Genomic DNA, 21,302 nt, shown 5'->3' with positions numbered 1-21,302 from the left:
TCAGCAAACCCCAAAAAATGGATACACTAAGCCCTGGGCGGTTGCCAGATCGCACTCAGATTTTCGCTCATACCCGGTGCCAGGTACGCGTAAGATCTGTCATTGAAAAAAGGGGAGGAGGCTGCTTCCGGCAAAGAACCGGGTACCTGCTGTAAGGTAATGCCCGAACAGCAAGCGCAAATGCAGAAAGGTGAACACAGATCGACGGCTTCCTGTCCATCGTCGTGGGTATTGGTATTGATACCTGCGTTTTGACTTTCAACAGGCGCCGCGACGACTTCGTCCTGGCAGGGAATGCAGGACAGCAGGATCGTGTAGAGTGCCAGGATGTAATGCGCGAGTTTCATGTGCGGCAAATATAATGCGATAACTCATGCAACAGGGAGTCAAAACCTGTTTGGTTCCGGATTAAATGCGTTGGTCAACGTATTATTTGGACTGCGTCGCCTGTCCTTATTATCCCGTTTCCGCGTCCGGTAACGTTTTGCCCGAATAATATATGCCTTTCTTTCCGGCGGAATTTGGATAGCGTCCGTAATGGTTCCAGTCCTTTTCTGCCCGTTTCCTGGTTGATAGTAACCACTGCGCACCGTTCGCAGGGCGAGATCAGGTCAAATACCAGGTCCGAAATGCGAATCGATTTCCAGGTATCTTCTGCAAATGGCGTCGCGCCGGTGATCACGAAATTGGGCCGGAAGCGGTTCATTCCAACAGGTTCAGGGAGCCGGCTGTTTAGTTCTCCGAGTGAACTTTCTGAGGTTAAATGAAAAGGGAAATCGTCTGCGAAACTGATAAGTCTTCGGGCTTGTCCTGCTATATCGGGAGATCGGCGGTCCGCATGTTCCGAAAGCGCGACAATGCGGACCTGCCTTTGCAAGTGGTCGCTGAGCCAGTCGTCGGCGGCTTTGGAAACGGCTTGCGCGGGTACCATATCTTTCCATATCTTAACGGTTACCTCCCGGGAAAAATTCGCTGACAAAGGTACGGTTACGGCATTAGCAGGGTTACCCCGATGAGAAAGGAGCAGGCTATCCTCCCGGATCGCCACATCGATCAGCGCCATTTCGGGATGTGCCCTCTGGGTTAAAAAAGTACCGTTTCCGTCCACAATCAGCCAGCGGCGGTCGTACTGTAACCCGCGTTCCTCCACTTGCGCCGTTTCCAGTCTGACACCGCCCAGTGACTTCACGGGGTAGACCCAGATTTCAGACAAAAACGGCTGCTCAGTTATCATGAAGCGGTTTCTTCTAATTTTTTAACAATATATTCAGAAGCCTGTTCGCAGAAATCAAGACCAGAATAGTCCGGGTTATGGCCGCCTATATACGGCACCGCCATAATGAAGATCCGCTCATTCGCAGCGCCATATTCGTTCACGACCTGAAAGCAATCGTTGATCGCCACACCCGGTACTTTCAGGAAATAATCGCCGTGCTCATTTGTCAGCACATCCTCATTCCCCTCTTCCAGCAACTTCTTACCCGCTTCGCGTGATTGAAAGCAGATGTATGCCGGGCTCACCGTCCTTTTCAATAACAAGCCTTTGAAAGGGAATTCTTCGTAGGAAAAGTGGCGCTGCCCCGAGCAATCCACATAAGTCTGATAGGAAATATTGTGTTTCTTGCCTTGCTCGTCGGTGTACCGGTACACAATGCCGCCCTCCTTTTTAGGCTCCACCTTACTATCACCTCCGACAGCCACCATGTCCAGCCTGCCGGCATCGTGCAGCGCAAAAAGTTCATCGCAGGAGCTTTGCGGCACAAATGCAATGACAGTTGCGATGAGCGGCATCAGCACTTTTCCGAGCCGCAGCATATCTTCCGCGGAAAGGTATTTGGCGGGATAATTAATGGAAAAACTCAGTTCCGCCAGCATTTCTTTCCAGTACACGGACTCACGTTCTTCGATCGATTTTTCAGCTTCTTTGTATTCTTCCCTGAAAAGCGCAAATGGCGGCTTACCCTGGCGCATATCCATGACCGCCTGCACGAACTCCTCGATTTTCATATCCTTAATGCGGCGGTAGATCTTCGGGTCCCGCCTCCTGAATGCGTCTTTGAAGTTCTTTTCAAAAATATAGTCCAGGGAAAGAAAGCCGCCGTTCTTTTTCATATTATCAGCTACTTCCTTGTCTGTCAGCAGCGCGTTGCTGGTAATCCGCGGTTCGTCGAGGTGAAACCGGATCGCAGGCAGCAGGCCGCTGCGCGAATGCAGCACCAGCTTGAATTTCGGACTGTCTTCGTTTGCTATATACACCAGTCTGTCTTCGTCATTCCATTCAAACCGGCCGTTTTCACGCGCCAATGTCCGTATCGCGTCGATCGCGGTGAGGGAAGAACCTTTGATCGCCACCGGGTGGTTGATCGCCAGCCGCAGCTTGGCCGGCGGGTAGGGCGACGCAAAATAGCCGGGTACTTCGCCTTCGTACTTTTCCGGCCATTTGTGGCCGGTGCAAACGATCACCCGGTCAAATTCCCGCAACGTGCCATTAACCGAAACCTGTACCACGCCATTTTCCGGCTGATCGGTGATATCGGTCACGTCGCTGTTATAATGTACGCGCGTTATGATCCGGTTTTTTTCTGCTTCGTCCCGAAGCTCTGCAAATTGCGAAGCCAGGTATTCCCCGAAAAGCAGTCGTGGAAAAACGTTGTATTGGGAAAATCCCTCAGGATCGATATTGTATAGCTTCTGCTTCCTGACAGATAATCCCTTGATCCACTGAATGATCGAGCTGGCGATTTTTGGAATTTCGTTGTGGGAAACGTTTGTAATGTGCTCTGTATTGGCACCTGCCTTGCTGTAAGGCATTCCAGCACCCAGCACATCGCTTTTCTCAAATATCTCAATATCAAAACTGGCAGCGGAGCGGACGAGCCGCTTGTAAACGAACAGGGCGCTGGGCCCACCTCCGATAAGTGCGATGCGCTTTCGCGCGGGTTTACTGGCCATAAAAAATTGTAATTCCCTGATAGTTTTATTTTAAGTCAATTATAAAAACCGCGCCAGGAGCTTACGCGCCCGGAACAAAAATTATACTTTTATTAGACTATCAATTTGGTAGATTAAATAGTTTTAATACATTTGCCAACAGATCAGACGACCGGTTTTTCCCGGCGCGTGGAAATCTAATCTATAAACTCTATATATTTTATCGAAATAGCATTACCACCACCAGTTTATAATCCATTATGAAGCATTTCATTTCCTTTATTTTCCTGGTCGCCGCCACGATCACTCCCTCCTTATTGCAGGCGCAGGACAATGCAGTTGTCAACTCCACATTTTCAGGAAAAGTTTTAGACGGCAGCTCGGGCGAGCCGCTGGTGGGGGCGACGGTTTCGATCAAAGGTACCACCAACGGGACTGCGACAGACGCGGATGGTAATTTTACATTGATTACAGGTCAGCGGCTGCCATTTACACTGATCGTTTCCTTCGTGGGCTATGTGAGAAAAGAAGTAAGTGTGAGTGCAACCAACGTGGAAATTACTTTGGACGCCAATTCCAATCAGCTGGAAGATGTGATCATTTCGTCTCGCCGACGCCAGGAATCGGCTCAGGAAGTACCCATTCCTATCTCCATTATCCGCGGGTCGGCTGCGGAAGATGCAGGTGCGTTTAACGTAAACCGTCTGAAAGAACTCGTTCCGACTGTACAGCTTTATGTTTCCAATGCAAGAAACACTACCCTTAATATCCGCGGCTTAGGCTCTACTTACGGACTTACAAATGATGGTATCGACCCTGGCGTAGGCTTCTATGTAGACGGTGTTTACTACGCCCGTCCAGCTGCCACCGCTTTGGATTTTATTGATATAGAAAGAATTGAAGTATTGCGCGGGCCGCAGGGAACACTGTTCGGGAAAAATACAACCGCAGGTGCATTCAACATTACCACACGTGCAGCCAGCTTTGATCCGGGCGGGAGTTTTGAGCTGAGCTATGGCAATTTCGGATTTGTACAGGCGAAAGGCTCGATTACCGGCCCGATCAGCAAAAAGCTCGCGGCCCGCGTTTCTTTCACCGGAACACAGCGGAACGGTTTGTTTTTTAATGAACATACGCAGCTTCCGATCAACGACATCAACAACATTGGGGTACGCGGCCAATTCCTATACACGCCGAGCAGCAAGGTGAATATTACCGTCATCGGCGACATCTCAGACCAGAAACCAACCGGATACGGCTGGCCGGTGGCTGGTGTGGTTCCTACCCAGCGCGCGGCCTACCGCCAGTTCAATGCGATCATCGCAGATCTGAACTATAAGCTTCCCTATTCCAGCGCATTTGAAAGAAAACTGGACCTGGATACGCCTTCCAAAGCAGATAACAGGCTGGGCGGTGTTTCAGTGAACGCAGATATCAAGATCGGAAACGGAACGCTGACCTCGACCTCGGCCTGGCGTTTCTGGAAATGGGTTCCCCTGAATGACCGTGATTACATTGGTTTGCCGGTATTTACGATTTCTTCGGGTAACTCGGTGCACGATCAATGGTCTCAGGAAATCCGCTATTCAGGTAAGATCTCGCCAAAATTAAGCGGCGTGGTAGGAGTATTCGGCCTTTGGCAGGACCTGAAATCCGATCCGGTACAAACCGAAGAAGCCGGTTCGGCGCAGTGGCGGTTTGCCCAAAACTCCAACAGTGAGCTATGGAAAACGCCCGGCTTGTTCGATAACTTCGGTATCCGTACTTCCAACCGCATTAAAAGCACATCGCTGGCTGTTTTTGGTCAGGCCGACTGGGCTATTTCCGATAAATTCCACGTTTTGCCGGGTGTAAGATATAATTACGATAAAAAGGTAGTGGATTATAAAAGAGAGGCTTACGGAGGTTTGCAAACCACAGATGCCGCACTGCTCGCACTTAAAAGGGGTGTTTATTCCGACCAGGCTTTCAACACGAATTACGACCAGGGCAATTTTTCGGGGCAACTATCGGTGCAGTACCGCGCTTCCACCAGGTTTAATGCATATGCAACTTATTCGATTGGGTATAAGCCGATTGGCGTAAACGTTGGCGGCCTGCCCACTGCAAACGGCGCAGTCCTGCTCGACCTGGCGAATGTAAAACCCGAGTATGTGGACCACAAGGAATTTGGTATCAAAACCAAGCCAAGTGCCAACTCGATCCTGAACCTGACTTTCTACCGCTCGGATATTGAAAATTTCCAGACGCAGGTACAAACTCCTGAGCCCGGCGTAAACCGCGGCTACCTTGCCAATGCAGAAAAAGTACGGGTACAGGGTGCCGAGCTCGATGGTAATATCCGGTTCACGCATTTCACTTTCAATGCCGCAGTAGCCTATACGGACGGTAAATATGTAAAATTCCAGAATGCGCCCGTGCCGCTGGAAGAAGTTGGGGGCCCGCAGGCTTTCAAGGATGTTTCGGGTGGTGTACTGCCGGGTATTTCCAAATGGTCGGGATCGGTAGGTGGCGAAGCGAATACCAAAGGAACATTCCTGGGCCTGAAAGGAAACTACTTTCTCGGACTTGATGCATTTTACCGCTCCAAGTTTTCATCCAGCCCGTCGCCTTCGCAGTACCTGAATATCGATGGGTACTCACTGACCAACGGTCGCGCCGGTTTCAGGGCTTCCAACGGACTTTCGTTCTTTGTCTGGGCCAGGAATATATTTAACAAAGACTACTACGAACTGCTGCTGGCTGCGCCGGGAAGCTACGGACAATATGCCGGTATCGTAGGCGACCAGCGGACTTATGGTGTGACGCTGAGATATTCTTTCTGATGTGATTAATTGGTTCAAAAAAAGGCTGTCGACCATCGGTTGGCAGCTTTTTTGTTTTAATGCAGGTCGCTTTGCGATGGTTTGCTGACGCAGAATTCTTTTCCTAAAAAATCCTGTACGAATTTTCGCGGGGTAGTGGAGAGGTAATGCCTGAAATCCTTGATCAGGTGGCTCTGGTCGTGGTAACCGAATTCGTCAACTACCGCCAGCCAGTCTACGGAGTGCTCTTGTTTCTGGATAAACGCAATCACCTGCCTGAACCGGAGAAAACGCGTCAGCTCCCTGGTTGAAAAACCAAGGTATTTCTGAAAACGCATTTGAATGGTACGTGTGGAAAGGTCGGTATCCACTGCGATCGCCTTGGAAGGCTGATTGAATGTATTTTGTAAATCGTGCATGCCTTCCAGCAGCGGCTCGCTTTCGGTATCTGCTTCTTTGATAAAGTTATTGCCATACTCGATCAACAGATCTACCTGGCTTTGCCGGTTCGGCAGGGTTTTGAGCATTTGCCACAATTCCATAAATCCGGAAATGCCCAGTAACTCGTCGGGATCGTGTACTGCTTCATGCTGCATTTGATCCAGGGGAATTTGAAAAAGGCGGTAAAAACCATTCGGGTTAAATGAAACTACGATCAGGTCCGTTGTCGGCAATACTTCGTAATTCAGCATTTTCTTTAACGGACCAATCACACCCAGCTTTTCTATTTTCTTTTCCTCAAAACGCTGGTCGCCGAACGATATCCGAACAGGCGTCCCCAGATTAAAGACCAGTATGATTTCAAGGCTGGGCGACAAATGCTGTGTGACAGTCTGGAAATCGTCAGCAGTATTGATACAATATAAATGCTTGACCACCTCCGCCAGCTCACCTGTCATTTCAATATGTTGTCCGATCTCTGGCATTTGCTGCGTTTCGTTTTCTTACAATTTTGGGGCAAAGGCGGACTCTAATTTTGGTAAAAAATAAATCAAACCAAAACACTTACTAAAATGGAAAACGCAGGATCACCCCGCATACTGGTCACCGGAGCCACCGGAAATGTCGGCTCGGAAGTTGTTAAGTATCTGTCCGGCAAAGATATTCCCTTTCGCGCAATGGTCCGCTCGCTGGACAAAGCGCCAAAGTTGCCGGGCGTCACATTTGTTGAAGGCGATTTTAATAACAAAACATCTCTGGAAAATGCGTTGACAGGGGTTGAGAAAGCATTTCTTCTGACCAATTCCTCTGAATTTGCCGAAGAGCAGCAACTTAGGTTTGTCGACGCTGCCCTGAAAGTGGGCGTGCAGCACATTGCAAAGCTGTCGCAATGGGCTGCGGATGTTGCATCGCCCGTGCGGTTTTTGAGGTACCACGCGGTGGTGGAGCAGGCGATCAGGGATTCGGGAATTGCATTCACATTCCTTCGCCCGAACCTTTTTATGCAGGGGCTGCTGGGGTTCAAGGATACAATCGTCGGCCAGGGACAGTTTTTCGGCGCGATCGGGGACGCGAAAGTCAGCCTGGTCGACGTGCGGGATATTGCAGCGGCGGCAGGCGAGGCATTGATCCATCCCGGTCACGAAAATAAAATCTACGATCTCACGGGTCCGGAAGCTTTGTCCCACGCGCAGCTTGCGGAAAAATTGTCTGCCGCGCTCGACCGCCCCGTCCGGTTTGTCGACGTCCCTCCGGCTGCATTGCGTGACATGCTTTTATATGCAGGCTTTCCCGAATGGCAGGTCGACGGACTGATTGAAGACTATGCACATTACCATCTGGGAGAGGCCAGCGAAGTCGCCCCGGGAGTTACGGACGCAACAGGGTTGAAGCCGCGCCGCTTTGAAGAATTTACCACAGATTACGCGCGCTTTTTTTCTTAAAAATTCCCGTCAAATGCTTTCCCTGTTTTAAGGTCTGTCAGCGTCACGCTTTCAATTGTACCTACGCCTGAGAACATGACGCCCAGGCCATATATGCGGTTGAGCGGGCGCTGGTAGGCTGTTTCGTACACCAGCTTTCCATTAATATGGATTTGCGCCCGTTTGTTTTCCACTCGTAAACGTATCGTTCCTCCCTCGCGGAGGTCGGCGCCGAGAAAGTTGAGGCCGTGGGTCCGGCCGTTCCTGACGATTTCTGAGAACTGAAGTTTACACCAGTGCAGGCAGCCCGGTTTCATCACATCGATATAATGCTGTGACCATTCTCCGTAAACGGTGAGCTTTACCTGCGAACACCGCACGCCCGCCCGGTCGGGCGAAGTGCGGACTTTGGTGATCAGGTCAAAATTATCGCCGTTGATGTCAGTTGGCTGGGTATTGATGAAATCAACAAAAAAAGTGCGGTTGGTATCCACACCGGCGCGGGCCACTTCTGCGGCATTGACCGTATTCCTATTTCCCAAAAAGAGGTCAGTAACCTGGATCGGATACACCCGCGTCGAATCGTGCATCATCCGGGCGGTGGCAGTCCATCCTGCCGATTTCAGGTAGACGGCGGCGGAGTCAAATACCTGTTTGTTCTTTTTGAGGTAGGCCAGGTAACGGCCCGGCTCTTCATAATAGTGTGAGATTACACTATCGGTATCCGCCAGTGTAAAAGTTTTTCCGTCCCCGAACTCAATCCGGAAGCGGTCAGGCGATTCGGTTACCTGGTCAATGCCTTTGAATGCGAAGAAAGCGGAATGCGGATTCCCTCCCTCGGGATTTCTGCAAACCATTTCGGGCGCTGCGACAGGCGGGACATTCATTGTTGCATAATACTCTGCCACGCCGATCAGGATGATCAGTACCAGCAAGCCTGCCAGTATCTTCCATGCATACTTTCTCGGTACCGACGTTTTTCCCGACACTACTTGTCCGCCTCCGGGTGCCATCGTATGCACAGGAAGCGGATTTACCGGTATATGTACGACAGCCTGCTGCGGTGGCGGCAATGGTTTCGCGACCTTAAAAGTGTCCCAGTTTGGATAGCCGATATAGTTGGCGAGCGCATCCCGTGTAGCCCGCTGGGGGTAGTAGCGGGCGTCGGTTTTTATTTTTCCAAAAATCCGTTTTAAGGTATTCGGACTAATCTGAACGTGGGTCTTCTTGTATAAAATATGACTTAGCCGTATAAAGTCGCCATTTGTCCACTCGACAATATCAGGTTTTCCGTAAATCTCACTAATCAGCTGGCACCCGTAATCCAGGTGGTCGATATTACCAGCCTGGCCTTGTCCATTTTCCATTGTATTTGCACTGTAATATTCTGATAAATAGATAAATAGGTTGTCCAGAATTTTGTACAGGCAGCTGGTTAACTGCTTTTCTTAATCCTCGTATTATGCAAATTTATATTTGCAAACTCAAATTTCTATTCAAGCGGACCGGCTCCCCGGTTTTGCATTAAACCTAAATATCTTAAAAATATGCGACAAAAAGCTCTACTGAGTTTTGTCCTGGCTCTCGTCTGGCTTGCTCCTGTGATGGCGCAAACCAGGGAGATCACCGGCAAAGTTACTGACGAGGCTGCAAAGGACCTTCCCGGAGTAAGCATCGTCATCAAAGGTACACAACGCGGTACCGTCACCGACGCCACCGGTGTATATAAGCTGGCTATTCCTGACCAGGGCCCGGTCACGATCACTTTCTCATTTGTAGGGTATCAGAGCCAGGAAGTTTCCCCGGTGGGGCAATCGACCCTGGATGTGACCATGAAACCGGAGGATAATGCATTGTCGGAAGTGGTGGTGGTAGGTTATGGTACGCAAAGAAAGAAAGACCTGACCGGGGCCATCTCTTCCATTGGCTCCAAAGATGTGGCAGGCCGGCAAACGATCCAGGTTTCGGAAGCATTGCAGGGAAGCATCGCGGGTGTTTCGGTAACCCGCAGCAGCGGCGCGCCGGGAGCGGGTTCCAACATCCTGATCAGGGGTATTACCACGATTGGGACAAACAATCCCCTGGTGATCGTCGACGGCGTGCCCGTGAGCAGTATCGATAATGTTAACCCCGGGGACGTAGAAAATATCACGGTTCTGAAAGACGCGGCATCGGCTGCGATCTATGGTTCAAGGGGTGCCGCCGGGGTAATTTTAGTTACGACTAAAAGAGCGAAAAGCGGACAGGGGAGTCTGGAATACACCTACGAATATGGTGTGCAGCGCGCGACAGCTACGCCCGAATATGTGGGCGTACTGGATTATATGCGGTATTTTAATGAGCAAACTACCAACGACGGAGCGAGTACCGGCCCTTTTGCGCAGGCTTTTGTTGATTCTTACCTCGAAAACAACCGCGCTAATCCCGACGAATTTCCGAATACCGACTGGCAGCGGGCATTGATTACAAAAAAGAATGCACCCCGCCAGCGGCACGACCTGGTTTTTACGATGGGTACCGGCAAGATCAAGACCAAAGCGTCGCTGGGTTATTCCAATTCAGGTGCTTTTTATGACAACAGATCTTATAACCGCTATTTATTCCGGGTCAACAATGATTTGCAGGTTAATGACAAGATCGGCGTGAACCTGGATGTTTTTTACAAAAGAACGACCAACAAAGGCAATGCAAACGAGCTGCCGAACAACGACTTCAATCCAATCTACGAAAGCCGGGTGATGCCACCGATCTACGACGATGTGTATTCAGACGGTCGAATGGCATTTGGTAAAGACGGGCGAAATCCTTTGGCAAAACTGCGCGATGGCGGATTCACCAGGTCGCTCGCCAATCAGATCGGGGGCCGGATTTCTTTTAACTACAAACCGGTAAACGGGCTGACAGTCACCGCATTGGTAGCGCCTGTTTTTGATCTTGATAAAAATAAATACTTCTCCAAACAGATCCGCTACACCAACCCCGACGGCACGCCGAGTACCGTCGTGAACCAGGCCCGGACGATTTTGACGGAAGGCCGCACGGAAGGGGTGAGCATCAACGGGCAGCTACTGGCCAATTATGTGAAAGAATTGAATGGCGGGCACACCATCGATATTCTGGCGGGTTTTGAAGAAAACTACCGCTCGCTGGAAACATTGAGCGCGTCGAGAAGCGGTTTTGCACTGACTGATTTCCCCTACCTCAATTCAGGTTCCACCGAGCTGCGCGACAACTCCGGCGGTGCGAACGAATCGGGGCTGCATTCGTTTTTCGGGAGATTGCAGTACAATTATAAAAGCAGGTATTTCATCCAGGGTAACCTGCGCTCCGACCTTTCATCCAGATTTGCAGCGGCTTACCGCCGGGCAGTATATCCCTCTGTATCAGCAGGCTGGACCATATCGGAAGAAAGCTTTTTGAAAAATAACCCGTGGCTTTCTTTTCTGAAAGTAAGAGGATCGTGGGGCGAGGCGGGGAATGAGCGGCTGCTGGATAAAGACAATAACCCGGCCTACTATCCCTACCTGGCGACCATCGATTTCTCGACTGCCCTTTTTTACCAGAATGGAAGCGTGGTACCACTCACCGGCGGAGGCCAGCAGGTGTATGCGGTTGAAAATATTTCATGGGAAACCAGCCGGACCATCGATTTCGGCCTTGACGCCGCTTTTCTGAACGACCGCCTGACGATCGCAGCCGATTATTATAAGAAAACGACCCGCGATATTCTCCTGCCGCTCGATATTCCATTATACCTCGGTTACGACAAACCCAATCAGAATGCAGGCACATTGCATGTGCGCGGATGGGAACTGGAAGCTTCCTGGCGCGACCGGATCAATAAGCTCGGTTATTCCGTCGCAGCCAATTTGTCGGATGCGAAATCGACGGTAGGCGACCTGAAAGGCACTGAATTCCGCGGCGATCAGATCATTCGCAATGGCAGCGAGTACAACGAATGGTTCGGTTATTTGTCAAACGGGCTTTTCCAGACGCAGGATGAGATAACCGGCGCACCTGTCCTGAATGTCACCACGAAGCCAGGCGACGTGCGCTATGTGGATGTGAACAAAGACGGAAAGATCACTACCGACGACAAAGTGCTGCTGGGCGGCGCGCTGCCGAGGTATCTGTATGGCGGCAATGTGCGGCTGGATTATGAGGGTTTTGATTTTGGTATCTCTTTTCAGGGTGTTGCCAAAAAACTTTCCCGCCTGAATACGGACATCGTACAGCCATTCGCGGAAGCATTCGGTAATATGCCTGCGGAAATGGTTGGGAAGTTCTGGAGTGTGAACAATACCGCCGAACAGAATCTGGGGGCCACTTATCCGCGACTTTCACGAACTTCCAATTCAGCGAACTATGCGCTTTCGGATTACTGGCTGCTCAACGGCGGGTATTTCCGGGTAAAGAATATTACACTGGGCTATTCGCTGCCGCAGACATTGATGAAAAAGGCAGGCGTTCAGGGGTTAAGATTTTATGTTTCGGCAAATGACGTACTGTCGTTCAGCAAATTCCCGAAATACGTCGATCCCGAATCGTCGACAAGTTATGCCTATCCCATCGTGACCACGCTGATGGCCGGCGCAACCATTCGTTTTTAATTCACTGAAAGCACTTTTTTGATGAAAAATATAGCAATGACCTTTCTCGTGGCGATGGGGCTTTCAGCCTGTCACACGCTCGACCTGAACCCGCTGTCGGAGGCCTCGACGGCGACTTTTTACTCCAATCAGACCGAACTAGAACTGGCGGTCAACGACTTGTACCGGGCAGCATTCTGGTCGAACGACAACGAATTGTTCAGCGACAATGAATGGCACCGCGGGCAGCTTACCAATGCGGTAATCGGCGGCACGATGAATGCGGACGACGCTGCGGTGCAGACTTTCTGGCTCAATGCCTACAAAGCGATAGCGCGCGCCAATTCATTTATCGCCAACAAAGACCGTGCTGCGGCCACCACCTCCGCCGCCACCATTACACGGCTGGAAGCTGAAATGCGGCTGATCCGGGCTTACCAGTATGCCAGGCTGATCACCCATTTTGGCGACGTCCCGCTGCTCACCGAGCCTTTGGTACTCGATGAATCCTATTCCGTGCAGCGATCGGGCCGGGATGAAGTGCTGACATTCGTATTGGCAGAACTTGATTTCGCAGCAGCGAATTTGCCGGTATCCTATGCCGCCGCAGAAACGAAAAGGCTCACAAAAGGAGCTGCACTGGCGATTAAGGCACGTACAGCATTATATTCGGGTAAGTGGGATGTAGCCCGTGACGCGGCCAAAGCGGTGATGGACCTGGGCGTTTATCAGCTGCATCCCGGCTATTCGCAGCTTTTCACAAAGGCGGGGGAATCCAGCAGCGAGCTGATCATCAGCATTCCGAGGGACGAGAGTCAGCAGGTGTTCGGCGCGGCCTTATTTGTGCAGGATAATATTTCAAGAAATGCAGGCGGCTTCGGGGCACAGCTGCCCACGCGTGACCTGATGGATGCTTACGAATGCGTTGACGGCAAACCTATCGACGAATCGCCGCTTTACAATCCGCTGGCGCCTTTCAAAAACCGCGATCCCCGGCTGACTGCCAGTATCGTTGAGTTCAATACGCAGTGGCTGGGCTACAATTACACGCCCCATCCCGATTCCGTTCAGGTATTCAGCTCCAAGGAAAACAAGAAAGTGCAGAACAAGGATACCCGCGCGGTGGCCGCATTTGCGAGTTTTACAGGATTGTTATGGAAAAAAGGCATCGACCAGACCTGGGCGGACCGGAGAGTGGAAGACAACGATGCGATCATTGTACGCTATGCAGAAATCCTGCTGACTTATGCAGAAGCGAAGATTGAACTGGGCGAAACAGACGCGACCGTTCTCGACGCGATCAACCAGGTGCGGGCGCGGGCATATGGTGTGCAGGTTTCCGAAACAAAATCCTATCCGGCATTAACGGGTACCAATGCAAATGCGCTCAGGCCGCTTTTACGCCGGGAAAGGCGCGTCGAATTTCCGCGTGAGGGCTTGCGCTACATGGATCTGATCCGCTGGAAGCTGGCTGAAAAGGTGCTTACAAAACCGGTTATCGGCCTTCCTGACCCGGCTGCTCAGAACCGGGCCAAGTGGCCTTTCCCCGGCGTTACGCCGCTGGATGCCGATGGTATCGCCGATTATTCAGGTTTCGGGACGGACGTAAAAGTACTCGCGCAGCGGAATTTTGATAAAAGCAGGCAATACCTCTGGCCGATTCCCGCAGTGGAAAGGCGTGTGAACACGAACATTACACAAAATCCGGGTTACTAATTCTAATTTTCCTATTACCAATATTCCCTTGAAACAAGGGACTTAACGATTGTTTTAATGAAAAGATATTCGCTTCAAACCCTGCTGCTGGGGTGGCTGGTACTGTGTGGTCATTTTGTAAAAGCGCAAGTCAAAGGGAAACCTTCCTTCAGCGGCATTTACCCGCATCTGGCGATGTACAATAACGAGGGCGAATGCGGTACGGGCGCTGTGGTGCCCTGGGCGGGAAAGCTTTGGGTGATCACTTACGGACCCCATTTACCATTCGGCTCGTCGGATAAGTTGTATGAGGTCAGCGCTGATTTAAAGCAGACTGTCTTTCCGGGTAGCATAGGCGGCACACCGGCCAATCGGATGATACATAGCGAAAGTAAGCAGCTTTTTATCGGACCATATGCCGTAAATGAAGAAGGAAATGTGCGTGTGATCCCTTACAAGGCAATGCCCGGAAGGCATACCGGAAACGCGCGGCACTTGAAAGATCCGAAGAACAAAATCCTCTACGGAACGATGGAAGAAGGTGTGTATGAGGTAGATGTAGCTACGCTAAAACCGACCATGTTATATGAGGACGGCAATGTTGATCGTGCGAAAGCGGCCGATAAAGCCACTTACCAGTTCAAGGGATTATTGCCAGGAACGCATGGAAAAGGCTTTTACTCCGGCCAGGGTGTGGCGGTTTATTCCAATAACGGAGAGCCGGGCAAGCGGGCGGAAATTGATTTTGATATTGAATCGGGTGTGCTAGCGGAATGGGACGGGAAAGACTGGAAAGTAGTGCGCCGCAACCAGTTTGTGGAGGTAACCGGTCCGGGAGGTATTTACGGAAACAAAAAACCGGAAACCGACCCGATCTGGGCGACGGGCTGGGACCATAAGTCGGTATTGCTGGGCGTGAGGGATCACAACAAATGGACTTTTTACCGGTTACCCAAAGCAAGTCACGCCTACGACGGCGCGCACGGATGGAATACCGAGTGGCCGCGCATCCGCGACGTAGGTACCGCCGCGAAGCCCGATTATCTGATGACGATGCACGGGATGTTCTGGCAGTTTCCCGGTGGTTTTACTTCCAAAAACGCAGCAGGAATACGTCCGCGCAGCTCGTACCTGAAAGTGATCGGCGATTACACGCGGTGGAACAACCAGCTGGTATTTGGTTGCGATGATTCAGCGCAGCGTGAATTTTTGAATAAAAGAAAAGCAAAAGGCGGTATTGAAGGTCCCGGACAATCCAATTCGAACCTGTGGTTTACCTCGCTCGATCTGCCCGATCAGCTTGGCCCGAATACTGCCGAAGGTTCCGTTTGGCTGAATGAATCGGTGAAAGCAGGGGATACTTCGGAGCCGATGCTATTTGCGGGCTGGCCGTACCGGTCTGTCTGGATCCAGAATAACGGGGATAGTGAAGTGAGTTTTGCCATGGAAGTGGACAAAAGTGGGAACGGAAGCTGGGTTGCATTAAAATCGGTTTCTGTCAAGCCGAAAACTGCGCAGCGCATTAATTTTACCAATGCAGAAACAGGGGAGTGGATCCGCTTGAAATCCGGAAAAGCAACAAACGTTTCGGCACATTTTTACTATTCAACCGACGATAAACGCAGCACTTCACCCGACGCGATCTTCAATGGATTAACGCAGGCTACTACTGCCAAATCCACCGCAGGACTAATTTATGGTCTGGGTGATAACCGCCGCGCGCTTGCTCTGGCCGCCATGGATTACGAAGGCGGCAAAGCGAAAGAAGTAGGCTATTACGAGCTGGATGCGGATATGAAACTGGTTCGGAAGGATGATCAAAAGACATTGGGTTTTATAAAAACGAAATTTGCCATTCCTCAAAAAGTAGTGACTGTCGATGCTTCTTCGGTGCTCGTTGTCGATGATAAAGGTCGCCGCTGGCGGTTGCCGCTTGGTAATGAGGCATTTACCGGGCTAACCGATCAGGGGGCGCTACGTGTTTGCCGCGAAGTAGCCACCGAGCGCGACCTTTTCAACTGCCACGGTACTTTTTACGAATTACCTGCTGAAAACGCCGATGGGTACGCCAAGATCAGGCCCGTTTCGTCACACAATTTCCGGATCAATGACTATGCTTCTTACCGCGGCCTGCTCGTGATGACCGGGCTTGATGTTGCAAAAGCGACTGATAACAAGCATATTATCGTTTCAAATGATAAAAAAGCGGCTGTCTGGGCGGGCGCGATCGATGATCTCTGGAAAATGGGCAAGCCAACCGGGCGCGGCGGACCGTGGAAAAATACGAAGGTCACCGCCAATAAAGCATCGGACCCTTACCTCATCGGTTTTTACGATAAGAAGAAGCTGTCGATCTCGCATAACGCTTCCGCGGCGGTTACTTTTACCCTCGAGGCAGATCCGGTCGGGAATGGCCCGTGGATGGTTTATAAAACTTTTACGGTGAAGCCGGGTGAGACGCTGAACTTCGACTTTCCCAGGGAATTCGCCTCACGCTGGGTCCGTTTCAAAACCAATGCCAATTGCCAGGCAACAACCTGGCTCGACTATAAGTAGGAGGACTTCCATTCTGGCTTTTACAAAAAGTGTGCACGTGCACACTTTTTGTATTTAAGGCATTTCGTATGTAAATATTAATGGAACATTTTGTCTTGATGTTAAAATATTATTTTCCCAAAATTAAATTTTTAAAAATTTTCTTACTATTACTTGCGGTTACACAATAGATAATTCAAAATAAACTAGCTGCCGATGTAAAAACAGAAATAGTGGGTCGGACCATGCGGGCGGGAGTGCCTGGTCGTCCGGGAAAACAACAGGCATTATTTACTCATTCTAGACTCTTACAAGATTTTTCAGCTAACAGACCAACGATGTTGACTATGCGAAATCAATACAAATTTTTAATCAGGCTTTCGATTTTTGCCGCGCTTTCGTGTGCAGGCGGATTGGAAAGCGCTGTGGCTTTTACGCCGGAAAAGAACGTGAAAAAGAACCCGGGCCGGGCGGATTACACCGTCACCGGAAAAGTTGTTTCGAGCGAAAACGAAGCGCTTCCGGGTGTTAGCATTGTTGAAAAAGGCACTAATAAAGGAACGACTACTGACATTGACGGTGCATTCAGCATTAACCTGACCAACCCCGGCACGACGCTCATTTTCAGTTTCATCGGATATGCCAGCAAGGAAGTGGTCGTGGATGGAGCCACGAACCTGGATATTACCCTGGATTCGGATGCGAAAGGACTGGACGAGGTTGTGATCGTGGGTTATTCTGCTAAAAAGGCTCGGTATCTTTCCAGCTCGGTATCCACGATCAGCAGCCAGAAACTGCGGGATGTTACCTCTAACGAATTGCCTAACCTGTTGCAGGGCAAGGCGCCGGGCGTGGTGGTTTCGACCAACTCCGGCGACCCTACCAGTCCGGCCAGGATCGTGATCCGCGGATCGGGTACGATCTCGGCAAATAGCAGGCCGTTGTATGTAGTGGATGGTAATATCGACGGTAGCTATAATCCGGTAGATGTGGAAAATGTGACAGTTTTGAAAGATGTTGCTGCCACAGGTTTATACGGTTCACGCGCTGCAAACGGGGTTATCATTGTCAATACCAAAATGGGTAAGGCAGGTAAGACTGAGATTAATTTCAATAACACATTCGGCTGGGCAGAGGCGACAACAGGTAATTTCCGTCTCATGGATTCTCAGGAACTATTTGATTTTCAGAGCACCTTTAATCCCAGAAACGAATCCGTACTGCAACGTAATACCAACTGGTGGAATGAGGCTTTCCGCACGGCATTCGTCAACAACCATAATGTTTCTGTTTCCGGAGGTTCTGATAAAACCACTTTCTACGTTTCCGGTAACTATTACAAGGAGCAGGGAACCGTAATTGAAAACGACAAAACCGGCTTCAACTTCCGCACGAACCTGAAATCGCAGCTGACCAAAAAGCTGACCGCCGCTGTACTCTTCAACGGACAGTATACAAAGGATAACTATCAGAACAGCAACACATTGTATGATGCCTACACCAACCTTCCTTTTGACCCGGCTTATGAAAACGGAGCACCAACAGACGGCCGTTCATATCCGAACTGGCTGGGCCGCGATCGTGAGAACTTCCTGCATTCAATTCAATACAATTACGCGAATGCAAAAAGCCTGAGAACTACCCTGGACGTGAACCTGGATTACGACCTCACGGACAAGATCACACTTTCGAGCTATAACCGTGCTAATTTTGGAAGTGGATCAGGCGTTACTTACTCCGACCGCCGCACGAAGCAAGGCGGCGCAAACGGCGGCGAACTTTACAATAACAACAACAATAACTACCGCCTGCTGACATCTAATAGGGTACGTTACTCTGAGGAGTTCGGGAAACATAACCTGACTTTGCTGGGTGTGGCGGAAGCCGAAACTTCGTTCAGTGAGCTCAATACTACTTCTGGTAAAGGACTTCCGGCAGGGCAGGATGTATTGTCGGTTGCGACCGATATCCTGGTTTCGCCAACAGGTTATAGTGAGCAAGTCGCATTCCGTAAATTTCTTGGACAGGCAGATTACAATTATGACAACCGCTACTTCCTGGTTGGTTCGGTGGTTAATGAGTTTTCTTCTTTGTTTGGAAAAAATAACTCTTCTGCCAACTTCTTTCAGCTGGGTGCTTCGTGGGTTTTGAGCAATGAAAATTTCCTTAAAAATAACAAGGTACTTACATTCGCCAAGCTGCGTTTGAGCCACGGAACTGTTGGGAATGCAGCTATTCCAAACTTCGCGTCACTGGGACTATATACAATCTCGCAGTCGGCCAGTTATGCAGGTGTGCCGGGCGCACAGCCATTTCAAAAGGGTAACCCCGATCTGACGTGGGAAAAGATACGCGCTTCCAATCTAGGGTTTGATATCAGCCTGTGGAACCGCATTGACCTGGCAGTCGATATTTACAACAAAAAATCGGAAGACCTGCTTTACCAGAAGCCATTGACAGCGACGACTGGTTACAGTTATGTTTGGGTAAATGCGGGTTCTGTGCGTAACCGGGGAGTCGAGTTCAGTTTGACTTCGCGGAACCTGACTGGCAAGGAGCTGACCTGGGAAACTGATTTCAATATGGCTTTCAACCGCAACAAAATCCTTTCATTGAGCGGCGGTGCAGCTACTTTCCGGCCGGGTAACCGCCTGCCGCTGGCCGCTGGACACGATATGGGAGAATTTAACCTGCCGATCTGGGCGGGCGTCAATCCTGAAAACGGCGATCCGCAGTGGGAAAAGCTGGTGACCGACGCGAATGGTAATGTGACCAAGGAACTTACCAATGCTTACAGTACGGTACAAACTGCTCAGTCAAGACAATTTACAGGGAAATCCACCAATCCTAAATTCACAGGTGGTATCACCAACACATTGACTTACAAAGCTTTCACGTTATCGGCATTCCTGAATTTTGTGTATGGAAACTGGGTATTCAACGAAAGCCGCGCGTATTTTGACAACGATGGTTTGTATGAAAGCTACAACCAGATGATACTGGCCAAGGGCTGGTCGCGGTGGGAAAAGCCGGGTGATATTGCTACACACCCCAAACCGATCGTGGGTGGTAACAAGGATTCCAACCAGTCTTCTTCAAGATATCTGGAAGACGGAAGTTATATCCGTTTGCGGAATGTGCGCCTGGGCTACAATATTCCTGCGGACGCGCTCAAACGCATTGGATTTGCTCGTGCCAATATCTTCGTGAGCGCGGATAACCTCTGGACCGGCACGAAGTTCACAGGCCCGGACCCTGAATCTTCTATGTCATTTGAGGATACGCCAGGTCTTTCCAGTATCAAATATCCGATCAGCCGCAAGCTGCTTTTCGGTGTCAATTTCACATTGTAATTTCTCAGGCCACTATGAAATTTATAAAATCAAAACTGGTATTCGCACTAGGACTGGTGTCGATGCTATCCTGCGAACAATATTTCGATCCGACCACGAATATCGACGAAACCACTGCGCTGACCAACGAATCGGACGTGCAAACGGTGACGATCGGGACTTATGCGTTTCTGAACAAATCCAACTTCGTGTACAGCGGTCACATCATGATGGAATACCCAAGTGATGAAATCGCCCAGGGGCAGATTTCCGGAAATGACTTTACGCGCATTTACCGGTATACGCATATCAATACCTCCACGCACGCAACCAACTACTGGGGGCAGTGCTACAAGATCATCGCGGCGGCGAACAAGGTGATCGGTTTTGTTCCGAACGACGCCTCCGCGGAGCTGAAACAGCTGAAAGGTGAAAACCTTTTCCTGCGTGCGATGGCGCATTTCAATATGGTCCGCATGTTTGGCAGACCTTATCCGCAGAATGAAGGGAACAACCCGGGCGTACCGATCCTTCGCGACGGGCTGAGTGACAGCGAGGCTACCACATTGGCGAGGTCGACGGTGAAAGAGGTTTATGATTTCGTAATCGCAGACCTGCTGGCCGCGGCCGACCTGATGACGGTGAAGAAAACGAATATTTACGCTTCCAAAGAAGTAGCTTATGCGCTGCTGGCCAAGGTGTATTTGTTTAAAGGCGATAATCAGAATGCATTGAAATATGCGAACCTGGTGATTGATAGCGGCAGATATACTTTGCTGTCGTCTTCCAACTACCCCAACTATTTCAAGCTGGTACCTGAAAACAACACGGAGACGATCTTCGCAGTGCGCCACACGAGCGTGCAGATCGCGGAGATCAGCAGTATGTACATTAGCTCCGACCGCTCCGGCGCGCCCCTGGCGCAGGGTGTGAGTGGCTGGGCGGAATTGTACGCGTCGCAAAAGTATATCGACTTCCTGGGTAAGCATCCGGAAGATCTGCGGAAATCTTTTGTAACACCCTATGTGCTCAACGGAGAGTTGCAGACAAATAGGAAGCTTACGCCTGCTACCCCGATGTATTACATCAACAAATACACATTGCAGGATAATGTGATCAATGCATCGTCGCCGGTGTACCTGCGCCTGGCCGATATGTACCTGGTGCGCGCCGAAGCAAATGCCAAGCTAAATAATACCGCCGCAGCGCTGGCAGATGTAAATCTGATCCGTACCCGCGCGGGATTAACCGGAGCTGCTTTGTATACCGCCGGAAACCTGGCTGGGAAAACGGTATTGGATGTGGTTCTGGAGGAGCGTTTTCTGGAACTCGCATTTGAAGGCCACCGGATTTATGACCTGTTCCGCAACAACCGCCCGATGGTGCGCAATTACCCCGGCACGCATTCGCAGAACAATACGCCGACTACGAATGTAAACCAGACAGTACTGCCTACCGATCCGCGGGTAGTGTTCTTTATCCCGCAAAATGAAGTGGACCAGAATAAGAACCTGGTACAAAATCCATAAGTATTATATTCTGTTTAAGGTAATG

Annotated in this window: 12 protein-coding genes; 7 read left to right on the top strand and 5 right to left on the bottom strand. The window is 50.3% G+C overall.

Annotated elements, in window-relative coordinates; translation table 11 throughout:
* Positions 1–26: 26 nt before the first annotated feature.
* From FXO21_RS02495 to FXO21_RS02485, 3 genes are all read right to left on the bottom strand, one after another.
* Positions 27–347: a DUF6660 family protein gene (locus tag FXO21_RS02495; protein ID WP_149638618.1), complete on the bottom strand. Its 321-nt coding sequence runs from the start codon at positions 345–347 to the stop codon at positions 27–29.
* Positions 348–421: 74 nt separating this feature from the next.
* On the bottom strand, positions 422–1,234 hold the full coding sequence (locus tag FXO21_RS02490) for an MOSC domain-containing protein (protein ID WP_149638617.1): 813 nt from the start codon (positions 1,232–1,234) through the stop codon (positions 422–424).
* The gene (locus tag FXO21_RS02485) at positions 1,231–2,952 is read right to left on the bottom strand and encodes an FAD/NAD(P)-binding protein (RefSeq protein ID WP_149638616.1); all 1,722 of its coding nucleotides are present in this window, start codon (positions 2,950–2,952) and stop codon (positions 1,231–1,233) included. Before FXO21_RS02485 ends, FXO21_RS02490 begins: the two co-directional genes overlap by 4 nt.
* 239 nt (positions 2,953–3,191) lie before the next feature.
* On the opposite strand from FXO21_RS02485, the gene FXO21_RS02480 reads away from it, so the two are divergent.
* Positions 3,192–5,756: a TonB-dependent receptor gene (locus FXO21_RS02480; protein ID WP_149638615.1), complete on the top strand. Its 2,565-nt coding sequence runs from the start codon at positions 3,192–3,194 to the stop codon at positions 5,754–5,756.
* A gap of 56 nt (positions 5,757–5,812) precedes the next feature.
* On the opposite strand, the gene FXO21_RS02475 is transcribed toward FXO21_RS02480, so the two are convergent.
* Complete coding sequence (locus FXO21_RS02475) at positions 5,813–6,661, bottom strand: helix-turn-helix domain-containing protein (protein ID WP_149638614.1); 849 nt, start codon at positions 6,659–6,661, stop codon at positions 5,813–5,815.
* An 87-nt stretch (positions 6,662–6,748) separates the two neighbouring features.
* On the opposite strand from FXO21_RS02475, the gene FXO21_RS02470 reads away from it, so the two are divergent.
* Positions 6,749–7,618, top strand: coding sequence for an SDR family oxidoreductase (locus FXO21_RS02470; RefSeq protein ID WP_149638613.1), 870 nt, complete (start codon positions 6,749–6,751; stop codon positions 7,616–7,618).
* Here the strand turns inward: FXO21_RS02470 and FXO21_RS02465 are convergent.
* On the bottom strand, positions 7,615–8,964 hold the full coding sequence (locus FXO21_RS02465; protein WP_149638612.1) for a hypothetical protein: 1,350 nt from the start codon (positions 8,962–8,964) through the stop codon (positions 7,615–7,617). The two genes, FXO21_RS02470 and FXO21_RS02465, sit on opposite strands and share 4 nt — an antisense overlap.
* 180 nt (positions 8,965–9,144) lie before the next feature.
* On the opposite strand from FXO21_RS02465, the gene FXO21_RS02460 reads away from it, so the two are divergent.
* From FXO21_RS02460 to FXO21_RS02440, 5 genes are all read left to right on the top strand, one after another.
* Positions 9,145–12,207, top strand: coding sequence for a SusC/RagA family TonB-linked outer membrane protein (locus tag FXO21_RS02460; RefSeq protein ID WP_149638611.1), 3,063 nt, complete (start codon positions 9,145–9,147; stop codon positions 12,205–12,207).
* A 21-nt stretch (positions 12,208–12,228) separates the two neighbouring features.
* On the top strand, positions 12,229–13,902 hold the full coding sequence (locus tag FXO21_RS02455) for a RagB/SusD family nutrient uptake outer membrane protein (RefSeq protein ID WP_149638610.1): 1,674 nt from the start codon (positions 12,229–12,231) through the stop codon (positions 13,900–13,902).
* 57 nt (positions 13,903–13,959) lie between these two features.
* Entirely contained in the window at positions 13,960–16,437 is a 2,478-nt protein-coding gene (locus FXO21_RS02450; RefSeq protein WP_149638609.1) for a hypothetical protein, read from the top strand.
* Between the two features lie 326 nt (positions 16,438–16,763).
* Complete coding sequence (locus FXO21_RS02445) at positions 16,764–19,769, top strand: SusC/RagA family TonB-linked outer membrane protein (RefSeq protein ID WP_192579149.1); 3,006 nt, start codon at positions 16,764–16,766, stop codon at positions 19,767–19,769.
* Between the two features lie 14 nt (positions 19,770–19,783).
* Positions 19,784–21,277: a RagB/SusD family nutrient uptake outer membrane protein gene (locus FXO21_RS02440; RefSeq protein WP_149638607.1), complete on the top strand. Its 1,494-nt coding sequence runs from the start codon at positions 19,784–19,786 to the stop codon at positions 21,275–21,277.
* The last annotated feature ends 25 nt before the right edge of the window (positions 21,278–21,302 follow it).

The organism is Dyadobacter sp. UC 10, from assembly GCF_008369915.1.
In the GTDB taxonomy this organism is placed as follows: Bacteria; Bacteroidota; Bacteroidia; order Cytophagales; family Spirosomataceae; genus Dyadobacter.
Note: the sequence above shows the minus strand (reverse complement) of the source record. Positions and strands in the feature narration are given on the sequence as shown.

Coding starts and splice junctions, on each gene's coding strand:
- FXO21_RS02495 (WP_149638618.1), bottom strand. CDS start 347: ATGAAACTCGCGCATTACATCCTGGCACTCTACACGATCCTGCTGTCC.
- FXO21_RS02490 (WP_149638617.1), bottom strand. CDS start 1,234: ATGATAACTGAGCAGCCGTTTTTGTCTGAAATCTGGGTCTACCCCGTG.
- FXO21_RS02485 (WP_149638616.1), bottom strand. CDS start 2,952: ATGGCCAGTAAACCCGCGCGAAAGCGCATCGCACTTATCGGAGGTGGG.
- FXO21_RS02480 (WP_149638615.1), top strand. CDS start 3,192: ATGAAGCATTTCATTTCCTTTATTTTCCTGGTCGCCGCCACGATCACT.
- FXO21_RS02475 (WP_149638614.1), bottom strand. CDS start 6,661: ATGCCAGAGATCGGACAACATATTGAAATGACAGGTGAGCTGGCGGAG.
- FXO21_RS02470 (WP_149638613.1), top strand. CDS start 6,749: ATGGAAAACGCAGGATCACCCCGCATACTGGTCACCGGAGCCACCGGA.
- FXO21_RS02465 (WP_149638612.1), bottom strand. CDS start 8,964: ATGGAAAATGGACAAGGCCAGGCTGGTAATATCGACCACCTGGATTAC.
- FXO21_RS02460 (WP_149638611.1), top strand. CDS start 9,145: ATGCGACAAAAAGCTCTACTGAGTTTTGTCCTGGCTCTCGTCTGGCTT.
- FXO21_RS02455 (WP_149638610.1), top strand. CDS start 12,229: ATGAAAAATATAGCAATGACCTTTCTCGTGGCGATGGGGCTTTCAGCC.
- FXO21_RS02450 (WP_149638609.1), top strand. CDS start 13,960: ATGAAAAGATATTCGCTTCAAACCCTGCTGCTGGGGTGGCTGGTACTG.
- FXO21_RS02445 (WP_192579149.1), top strand. CDS start 16,764: ATGCGAAATCAATACAAATTTTTAATCAGGCTTTCGATTTTTGCCGCG.
- FXO21_RS02440 (WP_149638607.1), top strand. CDS start 19,784: ATGAAATTTATAAAATCAAAACTGGTATTCGCACTAGGACTGGTGTCG.